General features: G+C 66.3%; 8 protein-coding genes and 4 pseudogenes. 11 read left to right on the forward strand and 1 reads right to left on the reverse strand.

Annotated features, from left to right (window positions below; all coding sequences use genetic code 11):
* The first annotated feature begins 439 nt into the window (after positions 1 to 439).
* The 9 genes and pseudogenes from AB0D66_RS33270 to AB0D66_RS33310 all read left to right on the forward strand — a co-directional run bounded on the left by AB0D66_RS33270 (position 440) and on the right by AB0D66_RS33310 (position 8,085).
* On the forward strand, positions 440 to 652 hold the full coding sequence (locus AB0D66_RS33270; RefSeq protein WP_362310915.1) for a cold-shock protein: 213 nt from the start codon (positions 440 to 442) through the stop codon (positions 650 to 652).
* A gap of 1,372 nt (positions 653 to 2,024) precedes the next feature.
* Positions 2,025 to 2,564 carry a Pycsar system effector family protein gene (locus tag AB0D66_RS33275; protein ID WP_362310916.1) on the forward strand — a complete coding sequence of 180 codons (540 nt, stop codon included), beginning with the start codon at positions 2,025 to 2,027 and terminating at the stop codon, positions 2,562 to 2,564.
* Positions 2,565 to 3,596: 1,032 nt separating this feature from the next.
* Positions 3,597 to 4,785 (forward strand): annotated as a pseudogene (locus tag AB0D66_RS33280) (IS110 family transposase).
* 139 nt (positions 4,786 to 4,924) lie between these two features.
* On the forward strand, positions 4,925 to 5,149 hold the full coding sequence (locus tag AB0D66_RS33285) for a hypothetical protein (protein WP_362310922.1): 225 nt from the start codon (positions 4,925 to 4,927) through the stop codon (positions 5,147 to 5,149).
* 486 nt (positions 5,150 to 5,635) lie between these two features.
* Positions 5,636 to 6,319, forward strand: a pseudogene (locus AB0D66_RS33290) (DUF6192 family protein).
* 5 nt (positions 6,320 to 6,324) lie between these two features.
* Complete coding sequence (locus AB0D66_RS33295; protein ID WP_362310917.1) at positions 6,325 to 6,420, forward strand: hypothetical protein; 96 nt, start codon at positions 6,325 to 6,327, stop codon at positions 6,418 to 6,420.
* On the forward strand, positions 6,410 to 6,739 hold the full coding sequence (locus AB0D66_RS33300) for a DUF6192 family protein (RefSeq protein ID WP_362310918.1): 330 nt from the start codon (positions 6,410 to 6,412) through the stop codon (positions 6,737 to 6,739). The genes AB0D66_RS33295 and AB0D66_RS33300 overlap by 11 nt, the downstream gene beginning before the upstream one ends.
* A gap of 4 nt (positions 6,740 to 6,743) precedes the next feature.
* Positions 6,744 to 7,173: pseudogene (locus AB0D66_RS33305) on the forward strand (RacP protein).
* Positions 7,174 to 7,230: 57 nt separating this feature from the next.
* A complete protein-coding gene (locus AB0D66_RS33310; protein WP_362310919.1) occupies positions 7,231 to 8,085 on the forward strand; it encodes an IS5 family transposase in 855 nt (284 codons plus the stop codon).
* Positions 8,086 to 9,018: 933 nt separating this feature from the next.
* On the opposite strand, the pseudogene AB0D66_RS33315 reads toward AB0D66_RS33310, so the two are convergent.
* A pseudogene (locus tag AB0D66_RS33315) lies at positions 9,019 to 10,404 on the reverse strand (NF041680 family putative transposase); the annotation flags it as partial.
* Here AB0D66_RS33315 and AB0D66_RS33320 point away from each other — a divergent pair.
* Positions 10,353 to 11,018, forward strand: coding sequence for a site-specific integrase (locus tag AB0D66_RS33320; protein WP_362310920.1), 666 nt, complete (start codon positions 10,353 to 10,355; stop codon positions 11,016 to 11,018). The pseudogene AB0D66_RS33315 and the gene AB0D66_RS33320 sit on opposite strands and share 52 nt — an antisense overlap.
* A gap of 9 nt (positions 11,019 to 11,027) precedes the next feature.
* A partial coding sequence (locus AB0D66_RS33325) for a helix-turn-helix transcriptional regulator (RefSeq protein WP_362310921.1) occupies positions 11,028 to 11,762 on the forward strand: 735 nt, incomplete at its 3' end.

Consider the following 11,762-nt stretch of genomic DNA (forward strand, 5'->3'; position numbering starts at 1 on the left):
ACGGCGAAGACATCGGACGCTGGCTCGCCACCCAACGCCGGGACTTCAACCAGCTCAACAAGGAGCAGCAGCGCAGACTCGGCAAGCTGGGCGTGCCCTCCCCCTCAACGACATCACATGGCGCGGCGCATGAACCACCCTCCGCACCCGGCAATCTGGGATGAACAAGGCCTGAAACGCCCTCTAGCAACCGCGACGCGAACTGCCCGATGAGCCACCCTTTCAGGCATCCAGGCGGAAGCATAGGCTTCTATAGTGTTGCCGTGATGGTGGAGACTCTCCGTAACGTGGAGGGGCTGCCTGTCGTGGTTCCGGAGTACCCGGTTGCGGTGAGCGGGAGTTCGCGGCGGCCTTGCTGTTAGCAGACCTTGAGGGCCAGGGCGATCACTACCGGCCTCCGTGCAAGGCGGGGCCGAATTCAAGTCCTTGGAGGACTAAAATGGCAAATGTAGAAACCGGAGCCGTCAAGTGGTTCAACTCGGAAAAGGGATTCGGGTTCATCGCACGGGATAGCGGCGGTGACGACGTGTTCGCCCACTACTCGAACATCGAGGCGCAGGGATTCCGTTCGCTGGAAGAGGGTCAGCGAGTGGAGTTCAATGTCGTTCCGGGCCAGAAGGGCCCGCAGGCTGAGGCCATCAGGGTCATCTGAAGCTGACCACGCCGGGAGCCCCCGGCCAGCCCCCAGGGGGCTGGCCGGGGGCTCCCGCATGCACGGGAGACTTCCATGAACCGGACTCTCATGGCCTCAGACTCTGACGCTCATCAGCAAGAATTAACCTTCATGATCCCGAGCCTGCTTCCGGGTCATCACGAAGGCGATAAGCGAAAGCATCCGGCTGAGGCGGTTGGCAGCCCCGGACCATGACGGGCGGAAACCGATCGAGCCGCTCCCGCCTCACCCTGCGAACACCGTAGGCCCACACAGCCAGAAGCAAAAGGATCTAAAGGGCGGCACATCGGGCCACGACACCGAGAGAGGACGGGAAAGGGGCAGGAGAGGGCGGGAACCTGCCCGACACATCCAGTGACCTCATCACACAGCGGCACGACAGCGCCCACTACCGGCAGCAGTACACGGGCGCAACGCGCCGCAGGAACCAACTCCCATACCCGACTGCACTAATGAACGGGGCGGTTCATTCCACGGTGTCGTTGCAGTTTGCGGCATGGCACCGGAAAACTCACCGAAAACGAACCGCCCCGGAGGCAGACCGGAAAAGCACTCGGCTGCCTGGAAAAGATATGCCAGATCCCCCCCGGGGGAACCGGAAATTCGGGCACCCATTGGGGCAGAGCCGGAGAACGGCCACCGGGCACGAGACGAAGACCCGTTCCCCCACCACCCTGCCTGCCCAGGCCGGACGGACCGCACGAACTCCACCCCAACCGCGGCACGAACGGCTTTCCGCCCCTGGAAGCACCCACAGTGCCCTCCCAGCCTTCCGCGCCCCCACCGCCTGCGCAACCACCGGCCGAACAACGCCGGCGCCCTGGCCCCGGCCCCGGCCCCGGCCCCGGCCGACGAGCGAACAGCAACGGTGCCGGAAACGCACTCGAAGGACCACAGGCTGTGTCCGTTACCGTCTCCACCGCTGGAAGGGACGGGTCCGGTCCGTCCCCTCGCCGTACGTCAGGGAGTTGTCAGGATGACAGGCGGTCGGGCGCTGCGGCCTCATCAGGTCGAGGCCGTGGACGCGGCGGCGCGTGCCCTGGAGCGCATGCCTGCGCAGGATGTCGCCGGGGCGGGGCTGCGGGCAACGGCGCGTCGGCCTGCGGGACAGGCAAGACCCTGATGGGGGTGCATACCGCCGGGCGCGTCGCGCGCGGGGGGCGGGGTTCTGGTCCTGGTGCCCACGCAGCGACATCAGGAACGGCAACCACCGTACGTACGTCACAGAAGCTGTCTTCAACAAGATCGCCGAGCACACGAAGTACAGCAGTGGCGTAGACAAGCGCCTCATGTGGGAAGGCCCCTACACACGCGAGGTCGGCGGCGAAACGATCACCATCTACAATTCCTCGTGGATGTCGAAGCCATGACAGCCCAAGACCCCCGCGACACCGCACGGCGAATCCACGAGGCGCTCGGCGAATGGACAGCCCGCGTCGACACCAAGGGGGCATCCTTCGCACGCGCCGTGGAGTCAGCCGCCGTCGCCGGCATCGTGGCACTCTCCGACAAGGGCCACATCTTCGACAACCTCACCGGCCTCCGCGTACTCGCACCACTATGGGCGGGCATCTTCCTCGTCATGGCCGGGGCCCTCTGCACAATCACCGTCGTCGCCCCTCGACTACGCAGCCGGAAGCAACTACAAGCCGAGGCACCCGACCACTTCACCTACTTCGGCCACCTACAGTTCTGGGATCCCACAGCACTCGCCCAGAAACTCGACCAACAGGACATGCTGCCGATCCTCAGCAACCGACTCATCAACATGAGCAAGATCGCCTGGAAAAGCACCGCCACGTCCAGCTCTCCTTCATCCTCTCCTGCCTCGGCGGCGCCCTCATCCTCATCGCCGGATACATGGCGTGACGCGCCCCCTCTGAGGCCATAGAGAACACACGTAGGTATCCAGCAGCCGTGCACGTCAATGACACCTAACAGACCGCACCAAAATGTCACCACGAGCGGACCAGGATCCCCTCACCAATAACGACGCCGCTACCCACCCCGACAACACCCCCTGCACCGCCGCAGCTATGCCACCCGGTCACCACCTTGGGCGCGGAGGCCGGTGCGGCTCCAGGTGCGGGGCCAAGGTGGGTGAGGGCTGTCTCAACGACGAACGGCATCGGCAACTTCCCCATGCCGGCTGTCAAGCGGCTCAAGCGAGTGCTGGCGGCAGCCGGGCTCGCGCGGCGGCGCAAGCATGCCCCCCCTCGGTCGAGGTAGTTCATCCGTGACTGGAGACACAACTCGTCTCTACAGATGGCCACAAACCCAGCAAGCTCCCCGAATTGACGGAACGGGTCGCTTGCGTCAACAAGCAGCGCTCACGTGCGTCGACCCTCATCCGCATAAGCTCCCAGCTAGGGGAGCCACACTTTCGGGCAGGACTTTAATCCCAAAAAGACTTCCCTGAGGGGATTGCGCTGTGAGCGGCCCATGAAACCATAGCCATATTGTAAAATGCGCCATAGGTAGAATCACTGAATGGCTCGTTCTCCAGCCTCGGTCTGCATGAGTACCGGAGGCGTGTAAGGTCGCCGCCGGTGCTGTGCCCCATGCCGGGCATGCTGAGGATGACCTCGGCGTCCCTGCGCCGGCGGAAGCGAGCTTCGATCCGGGCGTCGAGTTCGGCCACTTCGTCGCTGTGGGCGGCCGGCGAGCTCGGCCCCGAGCTCCTTAGCTTGTCTTACCTTCCAGACGTGGGCCTGAGGCGGTCATTCGTAAGATCGTCGGACCCCAGGGGCTCTGGGTGTGGCTGTGAGCTTGTCGCCGTTGGATGGCTCAAATGACTTGGCCGCCCGGACCCCCGCGACGCCTCGACCGCTGATTGGGATATGCGACTCGATCGCTGTGTAGGACAACGTCGGCGAGGTCGTCTGCGGGACTGCTGTTGGAGGAGGAGCTGGCGGAGGTGACCGTGCCCCAGATCTGGGCCGGCGTGGACATCGGCAAGGAACGCCACCACTGCGTGGAGATCGACACGGAAGGCGAACGCCTGCTGTCACGGCGTGTCCTCAACTACGAGACAGCTGCTCGAGCTGATCAGCGACGTACTCGCTCTCTCCGAGGATGTGCTCTGGGCGGTCGACATCAACCACAGCGGGGCCGCCCTGCTGATCGGTCTCCTGCTCGGCCATGACCAGCCGATGGTCTACCTCACCGGCTTGGCCGTTCACCAGGCATCGGCCGCCTACCGAGGCCAGGGCAAGACGGACGCCAAGGACGCCTTCGTCATCGCCGACCAGGCCCGCATGAGGAAGGACCTCGGCGCACTCCGGCCAGGCGACGAGATAGCAGTCGACCTTAAGATCCTGGTCAGGCGCCGCACCGATCTCGTCAACGACCCGACCCGCCAGATCAACCGGCTCCGGGAACAACTCCTCGAAATCTTTCCTGCGTTGGAGCGGACGCTGAGCCTGACGAACAAGGGGCCGGTTATGTTGCTGACCGGCTACCAGACCCCAGCCGCGATCCGCCGCGCCGGTGCCATGCGGATCGATGCCTGGTTGAAGAACCGCAAGGCCCGCGGCGCCCGACACCATCGCCCAGGCCTCGTCGAGGCGGCCCAGGCCCAGCACACCGCGTTGCCCGGTGAGAAACTAGCGGCCTCGATGGTGGCCCGCCTCGCGAAGGGGGTGATGGCCCTCGAAGAGGAAATTGCCGAACTCGCCGCGCTCCTCGAGGCCCGGTTTCACGAGCACTCGCATGCAGAGGTGATCCAGAGCATGCCCGGTATGGGTGCCATGCTCGGGGCCACATTCATCGCCGCCACCGGCGGGGACATGGAAGCCTTCGGCACCGCTGACCGCCTCGCCGCGTTTGCCGGCCTGTTCCCGGTGCCACGCGACTCCGGCCGCGTCAGCGGCAACATGCGCGGGCCCCGCCGCTACCACCGCGGCCTTCTGCGAGCCTTCTACCTATCCGCCATGGCAAGCCTGCGATCGTGCCCAGCATCACGCACGTACTACGAACGCAAGCGAGCTGAGGGAAAAGGACACAAGCAGGCAGTGCTGTCTCTGGCACGACGTCGAGCCAAAGTTCTGTGGGCAATGATCCGCGACGGAGCATGCCATCAAGCCGCACCAACCGTCACCGTGGCGGCTTGACTTCCTGATTGGGAAGTCGTTTATGGTCTGCCGTCGAACGGGACCCGAACTTGGTCGGGATTTCCCCAGTTCACCGGATGTGTGAGGGGCCCTCGTTCGATCCTGTGCTCAGCGACAACGCAGCACGGAGGCCGGGATCGTGGGACTGGTCGAGCACAGCGTTCAACGAGACGGGTGCACGGTGGTGGCGGAGTTCCGGTCGAAGCTGTACGCCTGCCTGGTCTCCAGAAGCGACGCCCTGTTCGAGCTGTGCGACGCCCTGCTGTGCACCGATGGGCCGGTCCGTACGCTCGTGGACCTGGCCCTCGCGCCAGACTACCTGTTCCATATCCGGGTCGTGGAGGAGTTCTGGGCTCTAGGCTGAGGTGGTGTCCGAAGGCTTGGGGCGGCTCGGGGAGCGGGTGTGTGAGGGCTGTGGCAACCGGTTGGGACCGGGGGCGCGGCCGGACGCACGGTTCTGCTCGACTGCCTGCCGTGCCAGGCAGTGGCGCCGAGTACGCCGGTTGAAGCGGCGGGTGGCTGCGGAGTTGAGCGGGGTCGGCCGGGCGACGTGTCCCGAGTGCGGGACGGCCTGGGTAGCCGGAGCGGACCGTCGCTCGGATGCCGTTTTCTGTTCCCGGCGGTGTGTGATGAGGGCCTGGAGGGCTCGGAAGGAATCGTTCGGGGAACGGTCACAGTGACCGTTTTGCGAACGCCACCCAATGGGACATTCGGTCAGACTCCGTCTCTTTGCGGTCATTCATTGTGATCTTCGCTGGACGGGCCCGACTCTCAGCCTGGAAGCGGGCCGTGTCTTGTCATGGCCGAGGGGCCGTGCCCTGGCCCGCTCAGGGTGGTGAGCAACATGACCATGCCCGAGAACACCGAGAGTGCCGACAAGGTCGGCAGCGTCAGCGTCCACCGCTACGAGCAGATCGTGGCGGAGCTGCGCAAGATCGTGGAGGCCCAGAGCCGGGGTCAGTTCACGGTGGGTGACTACGCCCTGGAGATCGAGCCCGCCCGTTCATACGGGGCCCAGGAACGCGGAGAGGAACTGTTCACGGTCAAGGGCTCGCTGTTCCGGCTGGCCGAGGACATCGGCCTGGCCTATTCCTCGGTGAGGAACGCGAGGTGGGTTTCCTCGCGGTGGCCCGTCGAACATCGTCAGGCCTCCGTGTCTTTCACCGTCCACCGGATCCTGGCCTCGATCGACAACGAGGAAGAGCGGTTCGCCGCGGTCCTGAACCCGCCGAAGCCGAGGGGCCGGTGGACGCCGGACGAGGCGAACCGCAGGGTCGGCCGGTAGGTCCAGCGGCCCGTCACCCCGCAGGAGAAGGTCAGCGCGATCCACACCCTCGCGAAGGACGAGGAGGTGGCCGCCGTCGTGACCGGCGACCTGCTGCGCAGGCCGACGGTCGTCGCCCAGGTCCGTGCCGACGACCGCGTCAGCGCGGTCCACACCCTGGTCGAGGACGAGAAAGTCGCTGCGGCCGTCACCAGCGACCTGCTCAAACGGCCGACCGTCGTGGCCCAATCCGCCAGGAGGACCGGGTGAGGGCCGTGGAGGAACTGACCCGAGACGAACACGTCGCGGCCACAGTCACCACCGGCCTGCTGCGCAGGCCGGACGTTCGCCTTCAAGGCGATGTCGGATGACACCGCCCGCCACCAGGTCGAGCGCGGCCGGCAGGCCCGGGAACACTTCAAGCGGACCAGCCTCGTCGCGCCGGCAGTGAAACGGATCGACCGGACGGTCCAGTTCCTCGACCTGATCACAGCCTGCCACGCGTTCGTCGCGGCCTCCGGCCGGGTCGTCCCCGGCCTGCGGGACCGTCAGCTGAGCGAAGACGAACGCGTGATCGTCCACGAGAACGTCGCCCGCGTCAGGGCGACCCTGGACTGGATCGAAACGGCCGTCGACACCGGGAAGGTCGACGTCGACGGAGAACTGGCCCGTCTGCTGCAAGGCGAGTAGTGGCATGCCGCGCGCCACGCGGCGCCGTTCGGCCGCGGCCGAACGGCATGCCAACACCGTCCGCACGATTCTCTCCGAGGCCCGGCCTGCCGGTCTGGCCTTCGGCCAGCTGGTCCGCTCCAGCGAACTTTCCCCGTCCCAGGCCCGCGCGGGACTTGCCAGCCTCCGGGACATCATCACCGAACAGGGCTGGCCCCCGCTGATCTGGACCAGGCCGGACGGTTACCGGTTCTGCTCCGACCCACATCAGCTCCAGGCCTATTGAGGTCGCGGTCATCCGCGCCAAGCTCACCGAGATCCGCAGGTTCATCACAGGCGTCGTCGCTCCGCACTCCGCTCTGCAACCCAAGGGCCGGTGGATCCGGCACCTGAACACCCAGCTCAACTCCGTCGAGTCCACGCTCGATGTGATCGCCTACTACGCCGACGCATGACAGGTGGGGCCCGGCCACGAAACGGCCGGGCCCCCCTTTGAAGAAGGAGAGTGGCCGATGGCCCGCCGCCGTTGCTACCCCTCCGACACCTTCGACGACGAGTGGGCCCTGATCGAACCGCTGCTACCCGTCCCGGCCTGCGAGCTACCACGAGGAGGCCGGCCCGAGAAACACCCACGGCGGGAAATCGTGGACGCGATCCGCTATGTCGTTGACACGGGCTGCAAGTGGAAGGCCCTGCCCCGGGACTATCCGCCCTGGCGGACCTGCTACAACGCCATGGCCCGCTGGGCAGCAGCCGGCGTGATCGGGCAGATCCGCGACCACCTACGCAAACGCGTCCGCCGCGACATGGGCCGGGCACCCGGAGCGGTCGCCACCATCATCGAATCCCAGTCCGTCAAAGCCGCCGAGACCGTCGGGAAGGACTCCCGAGGCTACGACGCCGCCAAAAAAATCAACGGCCGCAAGCGACACCTCGTCGTAGACACGAAAGGCCTCCCGCTGTTCGTCATGGTCACCCCAGCCGACATGACCGACCGCGACGCCGCCAAGGAAGAACTCTTCCGCCTGCGCCTCATGCACCCCGAGATCACGATCGTCTGGGCCGACTCCGCCGACGCCGGACAGCTCGTCACCTGGGCGAAGAAGTACCTGAACCTGACAGCGAAGACCGTGAGCCGACCCAAGGACGCCGTCGGATTCGTCGTCCTTCCCCGCCGCTGGGTCGTCGAGAGATCGCACGTCTGGGTCATGCACGCCCGCAGACAGGCCCGAGACTACGAACGCCTCGTCCAGCACTCCGAATCACTGATCACCTGGGCCGCGATCACCCTCATGACCAGGCGCATCACCCGCCGACAGTCCCGCCGGGCCAACCAGCCGGCCTCCCGCGAACACACCCGCGACTGACCGAGTTCCCCGCCACCAACCGCCCCCGACCTACCACCCGCTCCTCACTCTGGCACAACATGCTCCAGTTGCAGCCCCACATCCTTCACTTCGCCAGAACGAGGGACGTCCCCCGGAACCCCGACCAGTCCTCGCCCCTCCGACCAACCTTGTCATGCATGGATCAGGTGACCGCAGTCACCACCGCGACCGCCAACCGCACTTCCCCCACGCACTCCCTCCGGTCCGAGCCGCACAGCCTGCCGATGCCCCAGAAACGCAGGTCCACATAGGTGTCCGGCCGGCTCAACGGACACACCGGGGGAAGGCCCCGTTACCAGTTGATCGGATGCAAGGCGATATCATCCTGCGGGACCAAGTGTCCTTCTGCCGTACGGAAACTGACGAGGGGTCCGGCTGAACGACTGGAAGGAGCCGGAGCATAGGCGCCCTTCTTGGCAACCGTTAGCGATCCTACGTTTTCGTTAGGGCCGTCGCCTACCCAGGGAGTGCCAGAGGTGAGGACCGTGCTGGTTCCCCTGAGGTCACGATCGGTGTAGAGGGTCACTTGGTATCCGTCGGTCACCTGAAGAGAGCTGATAGCGCTGGCATTGGGCTCGCCAGTCAACTGCTTCAGGACATCGTAGGAACCCTCCTCCAGGAGCGCGGAAGCTCCGTTGTAACCGCGGTCGACGTAGACCTGGACAGGCGGCATCGAGGCCTCCAATAGATCGCATTCCGAGACGTCTCAAGCTGGATCGTGGCATGGGAGAACGAAGGAAAACCGGCAGTGCCCCACAGCCTGCCCCATCAGGCCCGACTCTGCCCAAACAGCTATATGTCATGAACGGATCAGGATCAGGTACTGGGCTTGTTTTTTATCTACCAGGATCTTCCGGGCTTGCCGATGGCCTTGAGGGTCTCGGGGCGTTTGACGGTTTTGCCGACGTCCTAGCGGGTGGCGGGCCACCGGTTCTTCGAGTCGGGAGGTCGTCCGGGTCCGGTTCCGGTGGGTTGGGGAACACTGGCTGGGCAGAGGAGGAGGGCGCGGATGTTCCTGAACCCGCGGCGGCCCCGGGCCGGGGTGAGGCGGTCGGGCTTGGCCGGTTGCTCCCAGGGCCGGCGGAGGTCGGTGGCCAGCGGTCGGGCGAGGCGGAGCTGGGTGAGGGCGACGACCAGGAGCCAGGTCCAGCGGTCCGCTGCCTGCGGAGTGCGGACCTTGGGGGTGGTCCAGCCGAGGGTCTGCTTCCCGAAGCGGAAGGTGTGCTCGAGGTCGAATCTCCTGAGGAACACCTGCCAGCACAGGTTCACGTCGGCCGGGGTGGCGCCGGTCTTTGAGGACCACAGCCACACGGGCGGGGCCTCTCGTTCTTTCGAGAGGTGCTCGACCTTCAACCGGACCAGGGTGCCTTCGACGATGGGCAGTTCACCGTCGTGCTCCAGCCAGGCCGAGCGGTGGGTCAGTCTCGGATGCACCCGGTCCCAGGCCTGGGCTTCCGCCTTGCCGTAGTTCACCGTGTCGGTGGCCGTGGTGACCGCCGGTTCGGGCCAGGTCTCGGGCTTGGCGAAGCGGAACTCAGGCCCGTGCTTCGGCGGCCTGCCGCCCTGGGGATATGCCAGGGCGTACTCCTCGGGCGAGGGCTTCGGCAGACGCATCACCCGGTCTCCGCGGATCCGCCCGACCAGCTCGACGGGCAGGTCCCGCAGCACCCAGGCCAGACGGGTGACGTCGTAGCCGGCGTCCATGACGATCGTGATGTCCGGGTCTCCGGGCGTCCACTGACCGGCCGCGATGAGCCGCTCGGCCACGGCCCGCAACTGGGCGGCAGTGACCGCGGTCGCGTCGTCCTCGGGCCCCAGACGGACCACATCCAGGACCGAAGTCCACGACGTGGCGCCGGGCTCCAGGACGGCGACGAAGGAGTACGGCCAGCCCGGGATGAACTGCGACGCGGACTTCGCCCGCCCGTAGACATGGCAGAACAGCCGGTCCGCCGAGCACGGTGCGTCCGACCGCAGCCACGGCGACACGTCGACCGCCAGCACCAGACGCCCGCCCTCGAAGCGCGGCAGGGGCATGTCGGCCAGCAGGGACCGCAGCCTGTCGAGGTCGATCCGGCCGTGGTTGAGGGCTCCGTACAGTGCTCCGTGCCCACGACGGTGCTCGGGCACCAGCGTGAGGTCCACCGGAGACCTCACCGCACCATCAGCACACAGCACCGCGTCCACCAGCTCGAACAACTCGTCGCGCCGGGCGGTCAGGCACTCGTAGAACTCTCCCCGGAAGCGTGACGCTTCCGCGAACGCCTCCCTCCGGACAGCATCAGCCAGCAGACTCACCTCACGGCCATCGCCACGGGCCGCAAGTACGCGCCCGCCGCCCGGGACTACGCGATGTTCCGAACCCTCTATCACGCCGGGGCCTGCGCTCGGAAGAGGCATCGCTGCTGGACCGCCCGGACCTCCACTTCACGCGGGGCCCGTTCGGGAAACTCCATGTCCGGTTCGGCAAAGGCGCCCGCACCTCCGGGCCCCGGCCGCGCTGGATGCCGATGGTGGACGGGCTCGACCTCGTCCTGCACTGGTTCCTCGACGACGTCCGCGGGAAGTTTCCCGATTCACCGGTGCTGTTTGCGGACGAGTCCGGAGGCAGTCTGCACCGCGGGACGATCCGCAACCGTTTGCGCTATCTGATGGATCTCGAAGGCCGCCCGGCAGCCGACCGGTTCAGTCCGCATGCCCTTCGGAGTGCCTGCGCGACCCATAACTACGAGCGTGGTGTGGACTTGGTGGCAATGCAGCAGCTCCTTGGTCACTGGACGGTCGGTCAGCTCAACCATGAGATACGTCCGTCCCTCCGCGACTTTCATCGAGGATGCCTATCGCCGCGTGGTGACCACCACGCTCGGCGGGCTGACCGCCGAGGAGGACAGCTCCGCATGAAGATCCGATAGCGCCTGCGGATGGCCGCCGCCCAGCGCGAGGTCTGGACCGGCACCCAGCTGCAGCGGCTACTGGCCGAACGTGCCGGGCTGCAAATGTCCTCCGCCTCGGTGTCTGCACTGTTCAGCAAAGAGCCCTCCCAGGTGAAGATGTCCACTCTGATCGCGTTGTGCACCGCGCTGGACTGCACCCCCAACGACCTCTTCGAGGTCGACACCACCCCCGTCGAACGTCCCGCGGCCCCGATTCGGCCGGTCGCCGACCTGTCGAAGGCAGTCTCCGCGCAGGGCCGTTCGATGCCTCCCCTTTGCCCCGGAGAGGAGGGCATAGTGGGAGTGAAACAGCGCGACGGCACCGGCTGCGGAGCACCGGTCGGCTTCATCGACCGGCGCTACTGCTGCCGCTGCACCGCCCGGCAGAAAGAGGCCGCGGCCCGTGCCGCTTGTCCCCGGTGTGGACAGCAGCGTGTCCTCCAGGAGGACACAGGCCGGTGCATCACCTGCTCTCGCGTATGCACCGCATGCGGGCACCCGGTGCGGAGTAAATCCTCTGCTCTCTGCCGCACTTGCCTGCGGAAGTCCGAACGCGACGCCGCCAAGGATCCATGTCCCCGTTGCAGCCGGCCCGGATATCTGCGCGAGGACACCGGCTGGTGCGGGCACTGCTCGCGTCCCCGGCAGGCCAAACAGCCCCCCCCCCCCCCCCCCGCGCGGGGAAAAATGGTTTTTTTGGGGGGGGGGGGGTTTTTTTTTTTT

The organism is Streptomyces sp. NPDC048270, from assembly GCF_040652335.1.
GTDB lineage: Bacteria > Actinomycetota > Actinomycetes > Streptomycetales > Streptomycetaceae > Streptomyces.